Origin of the sequence: Listeria sp. ILCC792 (genome assembly GCF_900186135.1) — a bacterium.
Lineage (GTDB): Bacteria > Bacillota > Bacilli > Lactobacillales > Listeriaceae > Listeria > Listeria goaensis.
Map to the genome: position 1 here is coordinate 381,618 of NZ_FYBO01000001.1, position 16,100 is coordinate 397,717.

The 16,100-nt window shown below is 40.5% G+C and carries 13 protein-coding genes and 2 other annotated features; all 13 genes read left to right on the forward strand.

Going from position 1 to position 16,100, the window contains the following annotated elements; genetic code table 11:
* Nucleotides 1-9: 9 nt before the first annotated feature.
* Nucleotides 10-618 carry a dephospho-CoA kinase gene (gene coaE, locus CFS60_RS01835; RefSeq protein WP_088808887.1) on the forward strand — a complete coding sequence of 203 codons (609 nt, stop codon included), beginning with the start codon at nucleotides 10-12 and terminating at the stop codon, nucleotides 616-618.
* Nucleotides 619-651: 33 nt separating this feature from the next.
* Nucleotides 652-1,116 (forward strand): transcriptional regulator NrdR, encoded by a 465-nt coding sequence (gene nrdR, locus CFS60_RS01840; RefSeq protein WP_088808888.1) that lies wholly within the window; start codon nucleotides 652-654, stop codon nucleotides 1,114-1,116.
* A 6-nt stretch (nucleotides 1,117-1,122) separates the two neighbouring features.
* On the forward strand, nucleotides 1,123-2,487 hold the full coding sequence (locus CFS60_RS01845) for a replication initiation and membrane attachment family protein (protein ID WP_088815247.1): 1,365 nt from the start codon (nucleotides 1,123-1,125) through the stop codon (nucleotides 2,485-2,487).
* A 9-nt stretch (nucleotides 2,488-2,496) separates the two neighbouring features.
* Complete coding sequence (gene dnaI, locus CFS60_RS01850) at nucleotides 2,497-3,417, forward strand: primosomal protein DnaI (protein ID WP_088808890.1); 921 nt, start codon at nucleotides 2,497-2,499, stop codon at nucleotides 3,415-3,417.
* Nucleotides 3,418-3,476: 59 nt separating this feature from the next.
* Nucleotides 3,477-3,702: a binding site (T-box leader), on the forward strand.
* 67 nt (nucleotides 3,703-3,769) lie between these two features.
* Complete coding sequence (thrS, locus tag CFS60_RS01855) at nucleotides 3,770-5,692, forward strand: threonine--tRNA ligase (RefSeq protein ID WP_088808891.1); 1,923 nt, start codon at nucleotides 3,770-3,772, stop codon at nucleotides 5,690-5,692.
* 88 nt (nucleotides 5,693-5,780) lie between these two features.
* Complete coding sequence (yihA, locus tag CFS60_RS01860; protein ID WP_088808892.1) at nucleotides 5,781-6,365, forward strand: ribosome biogenesis GTP-binding protein YihA/YsxC; 585 nt, start codon at nucleotides 5,781-5,783, stop codon at nucleotides 6,363-6,365.
* A gap of 120 nt (nucleotides 6,366-6,485) precedes the next feature.
* Nucleotides 6,486-7,796, forward strand: a complete 1,311-nt coding sequence (hemA, locus tag CFS60_RS01865) for a glutamyl-tRNA reductase (protein ID WP_088838753.1) — start codon at nucleotides 6,486-6,488, stop codon at nucleotides 7,794-7,796.
* The gene (gene hemC, locus CFS60_RS01870; RefSeq protein WP_088838754.1) at nucleotides 7,786-8,718 is read left to right on the forward strand and encodes a hydroxymethylbilane synthase; all 933 of its coding nucleotides are present in this window, start codon (nucleotides 7,786-7,788) and stop codon (nucleotides 8,716-8,718) included. The genes hemA and hemC overlap by 11 nt, the downstream gene beginning before the upstream one ends.
* Entirely contained in the window at nucleotides 8,715-9,431 is a 717-nt protein-coding gene (locus CFS60_RS01875; protein ID WP_088838755.1) for a uroporphyrinogen-III synthase, read from the forward strand. The genes hemC and CFS60_RS01875 overlap by 4 nt, the downstream gene beginning before the upstream one ends.
* Complete coding sequence (gene hemB / locus CFS60_RS01880; RefSeq protein ID WP_369823174.1) at nucleotides 9,421-10,398, forward strand: porphobilinogen synthase; 978 nt, start codon at nucleotides 9,421-9,423, stop codon at nucleotides 10,396-10,398. The genes CFS60_RS01875 and hemB overlap by 11 nt, the downstream gene beginning before the upstream one ends.
* A gap of 2 nt (nucleotides 10,399-10,400) precedes the next feature.
* Nucleotides 10,401-11,690, forward strand: coding sequence for a glutamate-1-semialdehyde 2,1-aminomutase (gene hemL / locus CFS60_RS01885; RefSeq protein WP_088808897.1), 1,290 nt, complete (start codon nucleotides 10,401-10,403; stop codon nucleotides 11,688-11,690).
* Between the two features lie 40 nt (nucleotides 11,691-11,730).
* Nucleotides 11,731-11,950: a binding site (T-box leader), on the forward strand.
* A 48-nt stretch (nucleotides 11,951-11,998) separates the two neighbouring features.
* A complete protein-coding gene (locus tag CFS60_RS01890; RefSeq protein WP_088838757.1) occupies nucleotides 11,999-14,650 on the forward strand; it encodes a valine--tRNA ligase in 2,652 nt (883 codons plus the stop codon).
* 57 nt (nucleotides 14,651-14,707) lie between these two features.
* Entirely contained in the window at nucleotides 14,708-15,988 is a 1,281-nt protein-coding gene (locus CFS60_RS01895) for a folylpolyglutamate synthase/dihydrofolate synthase family protein (RefSeq protein WP_088815252.1), read from the forward strand.
* The last annotated feature ends 112 nt before the right edge of the window (nucleotides 15,989-16,100 follow it).

Sequence of the window (16,100 nt, forward strand, 5' to 3'; positions counted from 1 at the left end):
GTGGAAATGATGGGAATGACAATCGGACTTACGGGAAGCATTGCAACGGGAAAATCGACGGTTAGCAAAATGCTGCAAGATGCTGGTGTTCCAGTGGTTGATGCGGATATTTCAGCGCGCGAAGTCGTCATGCCGGGTACAACTGGGCTCAAGCAAATTGCTGAGGCTTTTGGGACGGATATTTTACAAGCAGATGGGACGCTTAATCGCGCCAAACTTGGCGAAATCATTTTTGAAGACGCGGCGAAACGAGAATTGCTGAATCAAATTGTCCATCCACTTGTACGTGCCGATATGCTCGCTAAACGACGAATCCTTTTTTCTAAAGGGGAAAAGTGGGTTGTGTTTGATATTCCGCTCTTGTTTGAAAGTAAATTGACAGATTTAGTCGATATTACGCTTGTCGTGGCAACGAGCGAAGAAACGCAGTTAGCGCGGCTCAAGAAACGCAATCATTTAACTGAAAAAGAAGCGCGGCTTAGAATAGAAAGTCAAATGCCCATCGCCGAAAAACGACTTTATGCAGATATCGTCATTGATAATGATGATTCGCTTGCTACAACAAGAAAACAAGTGGATGAGTTTTTACAGCGACTAAAGTCATGGTATAATGAATAAAAAAGAAATGAGTCTTAGGAGTTGAACGAATGAATGAAATGTCCTACGTGCAAATATAATGGTACACGTGTTGTGGATTCAAGACCAGCTGATGATGGAAACTCCATTCGTAGAAGACGTGAATGTGAGAAATGCGGTTTTCGTTTTACAACCTTTGAAAAAGTGGAAGAAAGTCCGCTTGTTGTCGTAAAGAAAGACGGGGCACGCGAGGAATTTGCTCGTGAGAAAGTGCGCCGTGGTCTAATTCGCGCTTGTGAAAAGCGTCCTGTTAGCATGGAACAACTAGAAGAAATTGTAACGGAAATTGAGCGCGAACTTCGAAATATCGGAGATAGCGAAGTTCCTTCTGACCTCATCGGCGAAAAAGTGATGAATAAACTTGCGAAGCTTGATGAAGTTGCCTATGTGCGCTTTGCTTCGGTATATCGTCAGTTTAAAGATATTAATGTGTTTGTAGATGAATTAAAAGAACTTATGGATAAAAATAAAAAAGGATGATAGCAGTTGAGTGAATTCTGGATGGAACTTAGACCCGTCGATGCTTATCGTGTCAAAATGAACGGCGTCATCACACATTTCGATCAAAAAGTGGCGACAATGCTTTATCAGCCGCTCATGGGCGCGAATTGTCTTGCTATTTATCAGACGCTTCTTGCTGAAGTCGAGGAGAATCGCTTGTGGAGCAAAGAACACGCGCATACACAACTTCTAAATATGCTTTCTTTAAGCTTAAAGGATTTTTTTGATGCGCGCATAAAACTTGAAGGTTTGGGACTCCTAAAAACCTACGTGCAGACAGAAAATGAAGACCGTCGTTATGTGTATGAAGTCTTGCCACCGCTAAGTCCTGCGCAATTCTTCAACGATGGTTTATTAAATATTTATTTGTATAGTAAAATCGGGGCGCGCCAGTACAACCGGCTACGTCAATTTTTTGCTGATGATGCCTTTCATGAGTCCGATTTTCAAGAAGTGACGCGTGCCTTCCAAGACGTGTTTGAAGCGTTTCGCTTGAATGAAGTGGCGAGTCCAGAAGTGGAAAACGAAGAGTTGTTTGCTAAAAATCGGCCGAAAGAAATTGAACTGGACGCGAAAAATTTTGATTTCAAGACGTTCTACCAAATTTTGTCGCCGAATTTAATTCGCCGTTCTGCCATCACAAAAGAAGTGGAGCAGACGATTTTAAATATGAATAGCATTTACGGCACCGCTGAAAAGGAAATGACGAGCTTTTTATATCGCGCATTAAATACAGACGGCTCCATCAATTGCGAACTTTTGCGGAAAATCATTCGGGACAGCTATCAAATTGAGCACCGCGCTCTGCCGACTTTGCAGACGAAGCAGGAAAATGTAGACGCAGCACCTCCGCTCGAAATGAATGACGAAACAGCGTTACAACTCTACCTTGAACGTGTGACCCCGTTCCAACTTTTAGTCGATATTGCGGACGGAGCAACGCCTGCTGAAACGGATTTACGCGTTGTCGAGGACGTGATGACACAACAAAATTTACCAGAACCCGTCATGAATGTGCTCATTGAATACGTCCTTTTACGGCTTGACCGCAAGCTTTCGAAGAACTACATGATGACGATTGCGGCTCATTGGAAGCGTAAAAATGTGAAGACGGCAAAGGAAGCAATGGAGCTGGCGCTTTCTGAACATGAGAAATATAAACGTTTGAAGGAAGAACCGGAAAATAACACAAAACGAAATCGTCATTTTTCCCAAAATAAAAGAAAAGAAGTGCTGCCAGATTGGTTCGATAAAGAAGAAACCAAACCAGCAGACAGTAAGCTCTCGGATAAAGAGAAAACAGCACTTGAAGAGCAAGTTCAAAAAATAAAAGAACAATTGAAAAGGTAGGTGAAACAAGTGGATAAAATCGAACGTACGCTAGGCCAGTTATTTGAAGGACGGGACTTTGAAAAGGAATACCAACAAGTGAAAGAACAAGTCCTGTCGTATGAACCTATTCGCGCATTTTTGGCGGAAAACAAGACGGATATTTCCGAACAAATGATCAATCAAAATATTTCTAACCTTTATGAATTTATGACGCAAGACCGAAATTTTAAAGAAAAGAAAGAAACGCTTATGCCTGGATACGCGCCAAAACTTGTTTTAAACGGTGAATTTATGACGGTGACATACTATCCAACACCAGAAAAAATCGAACAAGACAAGCGCCGTGCTGTAGAAAGACGGATTCGCTCGCTTTATATGCCGAAACAAGTTGTCGAAGCCTCGCTCGACCAATTTTACACAGATGAGGATGCGCGGCAATATGCGCTCGTGGAAGCTTTTAATTTTTTGAAAGAATATGAAGCTGATGCTGGCATGGTAAAAGGCTTATATATCCATGGTAGTTTTGGTACAGGAAAGTCCTATTTGCTAGGAGCCATTGCAAGAGAACTCGCGCTACGCGGCGTTTCGACAACGCTTGTTTATTTACCTGAGTTCATGCGTGAAATTAAGCAATCGATTTCCGATAATACCGTAGGCGAAAAAATCCAGTTTGCCAAAGAAACAGAAGTCCTTATGCTCGATGATATTGGGGCAGAAGCGATGACAGCTTGGACGCGCGATGAAGTGCTCGGCGCGATTTTACAATTCCGCATGCAAGAGCAACTGCCAACATTTTTCTCATCGAACTACAACATGGCACAACTCGAAAACCACCTTACTTTTTCACAAAACGGGATGGAAGAGCAGCTAAAAGCACGACGCATCATGGAGCGCATTCGCTTTTTAGCCAAAGAAATCGAATTGAACGGCACCAATCGCCGAAATTAAAATTTTTAAAGAAAAGCTTGCAAAAAAATTTCTTTATGCGTATAATGAGTACTAATAAATCACAAGTAATGATAAGGACAACCGCTTAATGGCATGTTTCAGAGATGGAGGGGTAGCTGAGAACCTCCTAACAGTAAATTAAGTTGGACCACCTTTGAACTTCTATCTGGAACGCTTAGCTAGTAAAGATAGACGATTCGCTCACGTTAACGGCGACAAGAGGGAGTAAGCTCGTCTTATTCCAAATCTTGGGTGGAACCACGAGTATACAAACTCGTCCCTTGTTTAGAGGGGCGAGTTTTTTTGTTGTTCTTTATTCATTAGTTGTAATCTAAATAAAGGAGTAGATCACATGAAAATTTCATTCCCAGATGGCGCAGTAAAAGAATTTGATAAGGGCGTTTCAACTGCAGACATCGCAGAATCAATCAGCCCAAGTCTTAAAAAGAAAGCATTAGCAGGAAAAATAAATGGCACATTGGTTGACTTAGTGACACCAATTGAAGAAGACGGGGCAATTGAAATTGTGACTCCTGACCACGCGGATGCGCTTGGCATTTTACGTCACAGCTCCGCTCACCTTTTAGCTCAAGCGGTAAAACGATTATATCCAGATGCTAAATTTGGCGTTGGACCAGCGATTGACACAGGATTTTACTATGACATTGATACAGACAGCGTGATTAGTGAAGAATCATTTGCTGCGATTGAAAAAGAAATGCAAAGTATTGTGCGCGAAAACTTACCTATTTCTCGCGAAGTGGTTTCTCGTGACGAAGCAATTAAACGGTTTAAGGCTATCAATGATCCTTATAAAATTGAATTAATTGATGCCATTCCTGAAGATGAGAACGTCACAATTTATACGCAAGGCGAGTTTTTCGACTTATGCCGCGGAATTCACGTGCCATCTACAGGCAAAATCCAAATTTTCAAATTGTTGAGTGTTGCTGGGGCATATTGGCGTGGTGACAGCAATAATAAAATGCTTCAACGGATTTACGGAACTGCCTTTTTCGATAAGAAAGACTTGGCGAACTTTTTAAAAATGCAAGAAGAAGCTCGTGAACGTGACCATCGTAAACTTGGAAAAGAGCTCGATTTATTTGCAAACTCAGCTGAAGTTGGTCAAGGGTTGCCACTATGGTTACCGAAAGGCGCAACAATTCGCCGCGTGATTGAGCGTTACATTGTAGATAAAGAAGAACGTTTAGGTTATAATCACGTCTACACTCCAGTAATGGCGAATGTTGAGTTGTATAAAACAAGTGGTCACTGGGATCACTATCATGAAGATATGTTCCCAACTATGAAAATGGATAATGAAGAGCTAGTTCTTCGCCCAATGAACTGCCCGCACCACATGATGATTTATAAAAATGACATTCATAGTTACCGAGAATTACCAATTCGTATCGCGGAACTTGGTCTTATGCACCGCTACGAAATGAGTGGCGCACTTTCTGGCTTACAACGTGTTCGAGGCATGACTTTAAACGACGCACACGTTTTCGTTCGTCCTGACCAAATTAAAGATGAGTTTAAACGCGTGTTGGAACTTATTTTAGAAGTGTATAAAGACTTCAATATCAACGACTTTAATTTCCGTCTAAGCTACCGCGATCCTGAAAACACTGAAAAATACTTTGATGATGATGCGATGTGGGAAAAAGCGCAAACTATGTTAAAAGAAGCGATGGACGAAATGGGCATGGATTATTTCGAAGCAGAAGGTGAAGCTGCTTTCTACGGACCGAAACTCGACGTGCAAGTTAAAACTGCGATTGGCAAGGAAGAAACACTTTCGACAGTACAACTGGACTTCTTGCTCCCTGAACGCTTTGATTTAACTTATATCGGGGAAGACGGGGAAAAACATCGCCCAGTCGTGATTCACCGCGGTGTAGTTTCGACGATGGAACGTTTTGTTGCCTACCTAATTGAAGAGTATAAAGGGGCTTTCCCAACTTGGCTTGCGCCCGTGCAAATGGAAATTATCCCAGTTAATGCAGATGCACATTTAGCCTATGCAAAAGATGTGCAAGACAAATTGCAACGCGCTGGTCTACGTGTAGAAATTGATGACCGCAATGAGAAACTCGGGTATAAAATCCGCGAAGCGCAAACTCAAAAAATCCCTTACGCACTCGTTCTTGGGGATCAGGAAGCAGAAAGCGGCGAAGTAAATGTCCGTAAGTACGGTTCAAAAGACTCCGAAACAATAAAACTAGAAGACTTTATCCAAAAAGTGCTTCAAGAAGTGAATAAATATTAAGCAAATGCGCTTTTCTTGCAATAGTTGTTGTGAGAAAAGCGTTTTTCCGTTATACTAGAACGAGATTAGAAAAGCGAGGGCTTAAATTATGGATGTAAATCATGTAGAACTTGTCATTAGTGCGGTTTGGCAAGAGCAATATCCGGCAGACTCTTTGCCTGAATTTGCGCTAGCAGGACGCTCTAACGTTGGGAAATCTTCATTTATCAATAAAATGATTCGCAGAAAAAGCATGGCGCGAATCTCACAAAAACCTGGCAAAACGCAGACACTTAATTTTTATAAAATAGAAGAAAAATTTTATTTTGTCGATGTTCCAGGCTACGGTTTTGCTAAAGTTTCTAAGCGTGAGCGTGAAAAGTGGGGCGAAATGATTGAAACGTATATTACTTCACGCGAACAATTGCGGGCAGTCATTCAAATTGTTGATTTAAGACACAAACCAACAAATGATGATGTAATGATGTACGAATTTCTTAAATACTATCAAATTCCTGTCATTATTATTGCGACAAAGGCAGATAAAATCCCGCGTAGTAAATGGCAGAAACATGCTAAAATCGTACGCGAAACACTCGATTTTGATAAAGATGATAATTTCGTCATGTTCTCTTCGGAAACAGGTATGGGGAAAGAAGAGGCATGGGAATTCATTGAACAAAAGATGAGCTGAATGACGACCATTCAAGCTCATTTTTTTGTGGCAGATTATAATTTTTACAAACTAGCTAATTGAACTTCGACCTAGTAAAATGCTAAAATAAAATTATCTCAATTGTAGGGGGACTTTTAGATGTACATATTGTCTGTCGGGCTTAACCATAAAACGGCACCCATCGAGATTAGGGAGAAGCTCGTCTTCCAAACATCAGCAGCAGAACTGGCACTGAGCACATTAAACAAGGAAAAAAGCATCCTTGAAAATGTGATTATTTCAACATGCAATCGAACCGAAATTTTCGCTGTTGTGGATCAGCTTCACACAGCGCGTTATTATATGAAACGCTTTCTTGCAGAATGGTTTCAAGAAGATATGGATACACTCGCGAATTACCTCTTTTTTTACGAGGAAAAACAGGCCGTTAAGCATCTCTTTGAAGTTGCTGCCGGGCTGGATTCACTCGTTTTGGGGGAAACGCAAATTTTAGGTCAAGTCAAACAAGCTTTCCAATTGGCGCAATCAGTTGGAACAACCGGAACGCTATTAAACCAGCTTTTTCCTGAAGCGATTCGATTTGCAAAAAAGACACACCATGATACACGCATAAATGAAAATGCGGTTTCAGTGAGCTACGCAGCCGTTGAAGTCGCAAAATCAATTCATACAAACTTAGATAAGCAATCCGTCTTATTACTTGGCGCTGGCAAAATGAGCGAACTCGCATTAAAAAATTTAACTGGCAGCGGTGTGCAAAACGTTACAATTATGAACCGAACCGAGCAGACTGGTTTTGAGCTCGCACGTCATTTTCATGCGTCGTTTTCACCGATGCAAAAATTACAAGTGGAAATGGAACAAGCGGACATCATTATCGTTTCAACTGGGGCAAATGAATTCGTTATTACGGAAAGCATGGCAAAAAATGTCGTTTTAAAACGGTCAAAGCCACTGCTCATTATCGATATTGCTCTGCCACGTAATGTCGAACCTGCATGCGCACAATTAGCCAATGTATTCTTATATGATTTAGATGATCTGGACGGTATTATTTCGGCAAATACGGAAGAACGCAAACAAATCGTCAAGGCCTTAGAATTTGAAATTGAAGCCGAAACTGCTGCCTTTTTTGAATGGGAGAAGCAGTTAGGTGTTGTTCCTTTAATTCGTGAACTTAGAGAAAAGGCGCTATGCATTCAATCTGAAACGATGAAAAGTCTCGAGAACAAGCTGCCGGGCTTGACGGAGCGTGAGTATGTGCTGATTGGCAAACATATGAAGAGCATTATTAACCAACTTTTAAAAAATCCGGTTTCAGAAATCAAGGAAATGTCCATTGACGCCGATTCTGAAATGAAAATCCAATTATTTAAAGAAATTTTTGGACTGCAGGTAGCCGAATCTTCGCAGAACGCTAAAGAAATGAGGAAAACCTATGAAACGTGAAATAATTGTTGGCTCAAGAAAGAGCAAACTAGCTTTAACGCAGACGGGGCATGTCATCAGCGCATTGCAAGCAAAATTTCCAGATGTTACGTTTAAAATTCATGAAATCGTGACAAAAGGCGACCGAATCTTAGACGTCACGTTAAGTAAAGTTGGTGGAAAAGGACTTTTCGTTTCAGAAGTTGAGCAGGCTTTAGTTGATAAAAAAATTGATTTCGCTGTTCATAGTATGAAAGACGTGCCTTCCGAACTGCAAGAAGGTTTAACAATTGGCGCTATCCCAAAAAGAGAATCTCCTTATGATTGCGTTGTTTTTGCAGAAAAAACCAACTTGGATGAGCTTCCGCAAGGCGCTGTCATTGGAACGAGTAGTTTACGTCGTGCTTCGATGTTAAAACGCTATCGCGCAGATTTTAAAATCAAGTCAATTCGTGGCAACATCGATACGCGCTTAAAAAAATTGTATGCGGAAGATTTCGATGCTATCCTTCTGGCAGAAGCTGGTTTATCGCGTATGGGCTGGCTCTCTGATGAAACGTTAAGACGGCAAACCCTCGATGCCACAACTTGCTTACCGGCAGTCGGACAAGGTGCCCTCGCAATTGAATGCCGAAATGATGACGCAGAAGTACTCGCGATGCTTAGCGAAATCCATGATACGGAAACGGCTTTTTGTGTACGTGCTGAACGCGCCTTTTTAAAAACGCTAAACGGCGGCTGTGAAATCCCAATTGCTGGTTTTGCCCAAAAAGAAGCTGACGGCGGACTTGTCTTCACTGGATTCGTTGGAAGCGTTGATGGCATGACACGCTTAGACGTGCAAACAAGTGGCGACACCCCAGAAACAATTGGCATTGAAGCGGCCAATATCCTTTTAAAGCAGGGCGCAAAAGAACTAATTGACGCGCTTCGTTCGCTATGAAGACGGTCGTTTTAACGCGTGAAGTAGCGAAAAATCACGAGGCCATTCGAAATCTAGAAAAAAAGGCTATTCGCGCTATTTCGATACCACTAATTGAAACACGCCCACTCCCGTTAGAACAAGAAATAATTCTTGATACGTATGACTGGCTTTTTTTTACAAGCCAAAATGCTGTGCACTATTTTTTCAAGCGTTTCAAAAAATGTCCACCTACACTCAAAATAGCTGTCATTGGTTCAAAAACAGCAGATGCCTTAAAAAAATATAATTTGCATGCTGATTTTATTCCGAGCGAATTCGAAACGGAGGCTTTTGTTTTTGAGTGGTTGCAATTTATAAGTGGAAATCCGGCGGTCCTTTTTCCGCAAAGCTTGAAGGGGCGAAGCGTTATCCCAACTTTACTAGAAGAAAAAGGGATTTTGGTGAACCGAGTGTTTTTATATGACACGTTTATGCCGGAAGTTGCACCTAGTCAGTTGCGCGCTTTCATGGAAGCAGAAGACAACTTTTACATCGCTTTTGCGAGCCCTTCTGCATGGGGGAATTTTAAGAAAATTATTAAAAAAAAGGCTGTTTGTAAATCAGTTAAAATTGCTTCGATTGGCTCTGTTACAAGTGAAGCAATCGAGCGAGATGGCTTTAAAGTCGATGTTCAGCCGACAATATTTACGATGGATAATTTACTAAAGGAGATAGAAAATGATGAATTTTGATAGACATCGCCGACTAAGGTCATCTGGCGCAATGCGTGACTTAGTTCGTGAAAATACCTTAACAATGAACGACTTCATATACCCACTTTTTATTAAAGAAGAAGGCGATGAGGTGACAGAAGTTGCTTCTATGCCCGGCGTGTACCAATATCCTCTATCTGCATTAAAGCAAGAGATAGAAAGCGTTGTTGCGTGCGGTATCCAAGCAGTCATTTTGTTCGGAATTCCTTCTGAAAAAGATGCAATCGGAACAGGTGCCTTTCATTCGCACGGTATCATTCAAAGAGCGACGAAACTAATTAAAGAAACATATCCCAATCTTCTTGTAGTCGCTGATACGTGCCTATGCGAATTTACTGACCACGGGCATTGCGGGCTTGTTCAAGGTGAACGCATTTTAAATGATGAATCGCTTGACATTCTCGTTCAAACCGCTGTCAGCCAAGCGAGTGCCGGAGCTGATATTATTGCGCCGTCCAACATGATGGACGGCTTTGTCCAAGCTATCCGCCGTGGCCTTGACGAAGCAGGTTTTGAAAATATCCCCATCATGTCATATGCCGTGAAATATGCCTCAGCTTTCTATGGCCCGTTTCGTGATGCCGCAGATGGCGCGCCGCAATTTGGCGACCGGAAGACGTATCAGATGGATCCAGCCAATCGCCATGAAGCCTTTTTAGAAGCTAAAAGCGACGAAAAAGAAGGAGCAGACTTTATTATCGTCAAACCCGCTTTAGCGTATTTAGACATTGTCCGCGATGTCCGAAACGAAACACATCTACCCGTTGTCGCCTATAACGTAAGCGGCGAATACGCAATGGTTAAAGCCGCTAGCCAAAACGGTTGGATTGATGAAGAAAAAATCGTGATGGAAATGCTCCTCAGCATGAAGCGCGCAGGGGCTGACTTAATCATCACTTACTTTGCGAAAGATGTTGCGACTTATCTAAACAAGCAGGAGGGATAACATTGGATTTTTCAAACTCAAAAAAAGCTTTTTCTGAAGCAATAAAGCTCATGCCTGGTGGGGTCAACAGCCCTGTTCGGGCATTTAAATCGGTCGACGCAGCACCCGTCTTTATGGACCACGGAACTGGTGCCTATTTAACTGACATCGATGGCAACAACTATATTGATTATGTTTTATCTTGGGGGCCACTCATTTTAGGCCATGCAAATCCAAATGTGGTGGAGGCCCTGACAAAAACTATCCAAAAGGGCACAAGTTTCGGGACGCCCACAGAAATTGAAAATGAATTAGCTAAACTGGTCATTGACCGTGTGCCATCAATTGATATTGTGCGTATGGTTTCTTCAGGTACGGAAGCAACGATGAGCGCCATTCGCCTAGCAAGAGGCTACACAAAACGCGACAAGATTTTAAAATTTGAGGGCAGCTATCACGGTCATGGTGACTCTCTTTTAATTAAAGCAGGGTCTGGTGTCGCAACGCTTGGTTTACCTGACTCTCCCGGTGTCACGAGCGGACTTGCACAAGATACTATTACCGTCCCTTATAACGATTTAGAGAGTGCGCGTCTAGCTTTCAGTCATTACGGCGAGCAAATTGCATGCGTCATCGTTGAACCCGTTGCTGGGAATATGGGTGTGGTTCCACCAATTGCCGGCTTTTTAGAAGGACTTCGCAAGCTCACTACTGAATATGGTAGTCTGCTTATTTTCGATGAAGTAATGACAGGTTTCCGCGTCGATTATTATTCTGCTCAAGGCTACTACGTTGTGACGCCAGACTTAACGTGCCTTGGGAAAGTGATTGGCGGGGGAATGCCCGTCGGCGCTTATGGCGGAAAACGAGAAATTATGGAACAAATTGCTCCAGCTGGGCCTATTTATCAGGCTGGTACATTGTCGGGTAACCCATTGGCTATGACCGCTGGCTATGAAACGATTTCTCAACTAACGCCACATCACTATGACCAGTTTCGCAGCTTAATTAAACGCATGGAAGAAGGCCTCACAAGTATTTCAGCAAAATATGAAGTGCCGCTATCTATCAATAAGGCGGGTTCCATGTTTGGCTTTTTCTTCACAGACAAAAAAGTGACGAATTTTGAAGAAGCTAAGACGAGCGATTTGAATTTCTTTAATGCTTATTATCGCGAAATGTTAAATCAAGGCATTTTCTTGCCACCATCTCAATTTGAAGGCATTTTCATTTCTACAGCTCATACAGAAAAGGAAATCGATAAGACGCTTGAAGCTTTTGAACAAACGTGTAAAACATTGAAAGCCAATTGACGAAATAGCCTCATTTTGGTAAACTACAAATATATATTGATAAAAAGCTTTGAAGAGGAAGAGTAAATTATTTTTGTTTTTTTAGAGAGAAAGTGGTTGGTGAAAACTTTCATTCGAAATAATTGAAGGTAGCCTCGGAGCTGCTTTTCTGAACAATAAAGTAGGAGAAGCCGGTGAAACTCATCGTTAAACGAATGAAGTGCTCAAAATTTTTGAGTAAAAAGGTGGTACCGCGAATCCAAACTCTTTTCGTCCTTTTATAAGGACAAGAAGAGTTTTTTTATTTGATAAAAATAGGAGGTTTTAAGATGGAAAACCAAAATGAAATTGAAATGCCAACTAAATATGAACCAAATAACGTAGAAGAAGGTAAGTATGCTTGGTGGCTTGAACAGGGCTTTTTTAAAGCAGAAGGAAATTTAGAAAAAGAGCCTTATAGCGTTGTAATTCCCCCGCCAAACGTGACTGGTAAACTTCATTTAGGGCACGCTTGGGACACTACATTGCAAGACATTATTACCCGTATGAAACGCATGCAAGGTTTCGACACATTATATTTACCGGGTATGGATCATGCTGGAATCGCTACTCAAGCAAAAGTGGAAGCTAAATTAAAAGAATCAAATATTTCTCGTCATGACATTGGCCGCGAAAATTTTCTTGAGAAATCTTGGGAATGGAAAGAAGAATATGCCTCTTTTATTCGCGAACAATGGGAAAAATTAGGGTTAGGTCTAGACTATTCAAGAGAACGCTTCACGCTAGACGCAGGTCTTTCAGATGCTGTAAAAAAAGTTTTTGTTTCTCTATACGAAAAAGGTTTAATCTACCGCGGACAATATATTATTAACTGGGATCCGGTTGCTAAAACTGCGCTTTCCGATATTGAAGTTATTCATAAGGAAGTGGAAGGAAACTTCTACCATTTAAAATACCCTCTAGCTGATGGTTCTGGCTTTTTAGAAGTGGCAACAACTCGTCCTGAAACCATTCCTGGCGATACAGCGGTTGCTGTGCATCCAAAAGACGAACGCTACGCACATTTAATTGGGAAAACTATTTTACTTCCCATCTTAAATCGCGAAATCCCAATTGTTGCAGATGAGTATGTGGAACGCGACTTTGGCTCTGGTGCTGTTAAAATCACACCCGCTCATGACCCTAATGATTTTGAAGTTGGGAACCGTCATGATTTACCACGGATTATTATTATGAATGAAGACGGTACAATGAACGAAGCTTCTGGTAAGTACAACGGCATGGATCGTTTTGAAGCACGTAAAGCTATCATTCAAGATTTTAAAGAGCTTGATTTATTTATTAAACAAGAACCTCATATGCATGCAGTAGGGCATTCAGAACGTACTGATGCTGTCGTAGAGCCATATTTATCTATGCAATGGTTCGTCAAAATGGGACCTTTAGCAGAAGCTGCTATTGCGATACAAAAAGAAGAAGAAACAAAAGTTAATTTCGTTCCAAATCGCTTTGAGAAGACGTATACCACTTGGATGGAAAACATTCACGATTGGTGTGTATCAAGACAACTATGGTGGGGGCATCGCATTCCTGCTTGGTATCACAAAGAAACTGGTGAGATTTATGTTGGTGAGAAAGCACCAGAAAATATTTCTGAATGGGAACAAGATGAAGATGTCTTAGATACGTGGTTTAGTTCTGCACTTTGGCCTTTTTCAACTATGGGTTGGCCAGATACTGATGCTTCTGATTATAAGCATTTCTTCCCGAATCACACATTAGTAACAGGATACGACATCATTTATTTTTGGGTTTCACGAATGATTTTCCAATCCGTGGAATTCACAGGAGAACGTCCATTCAAAGATACACTTATTCATGGACTTGTACGTGATGCAGAAGGACGTAAAATGTCAAAATCTCTTGGCAATGGCGTAGATCCAATTGATGTTATTGATAAATATGGCGCTGATTCATTGCGTTACACACTATCAACAGGAACCTCGCCAGGGCAAGATTTGAAATTTAGCTTTGAAAAAGTTGAAGCATCTTGGAATTTTATTAATAAAATCTGGAACGCTTCACGATTTGCGCTTATTAATATGGATGGCTTACAATACGATGAAATTGATTTATCAAAAATTATTGAAGTAAGTGATAAATGGATATTAACTCGTTTAAATGAAACCATTGAAACTGTTACTGCACTTTCTGAAAAATACGAGTTTGGAGAAGTGGGACGGACATTGTACAATTTTATTTGGGATGAGTTTTGTGATTGGTATATTGAAATTGCAAAAATTTCCTTGTACGGTGAAGATCAAGAAGCGAAGAAAACTACTCGTTCAGTTCTTGCTTTTGTACTGGATAATACAATGCGATTACTTCACCCATTTATGCCATTTGTTACAGAAGAAATTTGGCAAAATTTACCGCATAAAGGCGAGTCTATTACTATTGCTGCATGGCCGCAAGTAGATAAAAGTCAGATTGATTGTGCATCATCTGAAGCAATGAAAACTTTGGTTGATATTATTCGCGCAGTGCGTAACATCCGAGCTGAAGTTAACACACCTTTAAGTAAACAAATTAAAATTGAACTTAAACCAGCCAATGAAAAATTCAAAACCATTTTGGAAGAAAATATTTCTTATCTTGAACGCTTCTGTAATCCAGAAACGTTGACAATTTCTTTTGATTTGACACCATCTGATTCAACAATGACCGCAGTCATATCCGGTGTAGAAATCTATTTACCATTAGAAGGTTTAATTAATATTGAGGAAGAAATTGCTCGCTTAGAGAAAGAACTTGAGAAGTGGAACAAAGAAGTGGCAAGAGTTCAAGGCAAACTATCCAATGAACGCTTTATTTCAAAAGCTCCGGAAAAAGTTGTTGCAGAAGAAAAAGCGAAAGAACAAGATTATTTAGCAAAAAAAGCATCCGTTGAAGAACGTATTGCTAATTTGAAGAAAAACTAATCTAAATGACAGCCTTATTGAATAAGATAGGGCTGTTTTTTAAGGGAGCTGGTATATTTGAAATTCACTTCGTATGATGAAGCTTTAGATTGGATTCATGGAACGTTACGCCTAGGAATTAAACCAGGGCTTTCACGAATGGAAAAAATGTTAGAAACGCTAGGAAATCCAGAGAAAAAAGCAAAATGGATTCACGTTGCTGGAACTAACGGAAAGGGTTCTACATTAACATTTATTCGCTCCGTTCTTGAAGCAGAAGGATATCGAATTGGAACTTTCACTTCCCCATATATCGAACGGTTTAATGAGCGCATTTCTGTCAATAATGAACCAGTTTCAGATGAGATGATTGTAACGTTAGCTAATCGTGTTGCTCCTATAGCTTCCGAAATCGCCAAAACCGATCTTGGCCCTCCATCAGAATTTGAAATTATCACGACAATGATGTTTCTTTACTTTGCAGAATATGATCAAATCGATTTTGGAATCATTGAAGTTGGGTTAGGTGGCCGCCTTGATTCAACGAATGTGTTAACGCCACTTATTTCTGTTATTACAACAATAGGCCTTGATCATATGGAGTTTCTAGGTAATTCTATTGAAGAAATTGCGCTTGAAAAAGGTGGTATTATCAAGCAAAACGTCCCAACCGTTTCAGGTGTAGTTCAACCAAGCGTGATAGATGTATTGCAAAAATTAGCCAATAAGCAAAATTCTACTATTTATTTTTACGGCAAGGATTTTAATTCTAAAAAAGTTTCAAAAAATAGTTTTGTTTTTCATACAAAAAATCAAGAACTTCCTAATCTTGAAACAGGTTTAAATGGTGATCACCAAATTCAAAACGCTTCCGTTGCCATTCAAACGTTATTTATTTTACGGGAAATAGGTGATATTTCTCTAACTACGAAATCTATTTATCAAGGCTTAAAAGAGGCTTTTTGGCCGGGAAGATTAGAAAAAATTCAAGGGCTGCCTAATTTTGTCTTGGACGGCGCACACAACCCTGAAGGCATTCAATCGCTTATTAATAATTTACAACACGAAGATAATATAGAACTTCTAATTAGCATTTTAAGTGATAAAGATTATACGAGTATGATTCAATCTCTAAAAAAACTTCAACATGTACAGCTCTATCTAACAACTTTTGATTTTCCAAGATCTCTTTCGAAGGACGATGTGAAACGAATTTCAAAAGAAAACGGAATAAACGCTGTACTAGATTGGAAAGAATTTATACAGGAAAAACAATCGGCTAAATTGACGACGACTATATATATTTCAGGCTCGCTCTATTTTATTTCGGAAGTTCGAAAATTTTTATTAAGAAAGTAGTGTTTGATTTTCTCCTCCTAGATGGGGGAGTTTTTTTAATATAGTTTATCGCAAACTAAAATGCAAACGGTGAAAAAAAGATTTTACGAAGAAAGTCTGCCTACAAAATTGC

Excerpts from the sequence above, each read along its gene's own strand:
- coaE (WP_088808887.1), top strand. The coding sequence starts at position 10 with ATGGGAATGACAATCGGACTTACGGGAAGCATTGCAACGGGAAAATCG.
- nrdR (WP_088808888.1), top strand. The coding sequence starts at position 652 with ATGAAATGTCCTACGTGCAAATATAATGGTACACGTGTTGTGGATTCA.
- CFS60_RS01890 (WP_088838757.1), top strand. The coding sequence starts at position 11,999 with ATGGAAAACCAAAATGAAATTGAAATGCCAACTAAATATGAACCAAAT.
- yihA (WP_088808892.1), top strand. The coding sequence starts at position 5,781 with ATGGATGTAAATCATGTAGAACTTGTCATTAGTGCGGTTTGGCAAGAG.
- hemA (WP_088838753.1), top strand. The coding sequence starts at position 6,486 with ATGTACATATTGTCTGTCGGGCTTAACCATAAAACGGCACCCATCGAG.
- CFS60_RS01875 (WP_088838755.1), top strand. The coding sequence starts at position 8,715 with ATGAAGACGGTCGTTTTAACGCGTGAAGTAGCGAAAAATCACGAGGCC.
- thrS (WP_088808891.1), top strand. The coding sequence starts at position 3,770 with ATGAAAATTTCATTCCCAGATGGCGCAGTAAAAGAATTTGATAAGGGC.
- hemC (WP_088838754.1), top strand. The coding sequence starts at position 7,786 with ATGAAACGTGAAATAATTGTTGGCTCAAGAAAGAGCAAACTAGCTTTA.
- hemB (WP_369823174.1), top strand. The coding sequence starts at position 9,421 with ATGAATTTTGATAGACATCGCCGACTAAGGTCATCTGGCGCAATGCGT.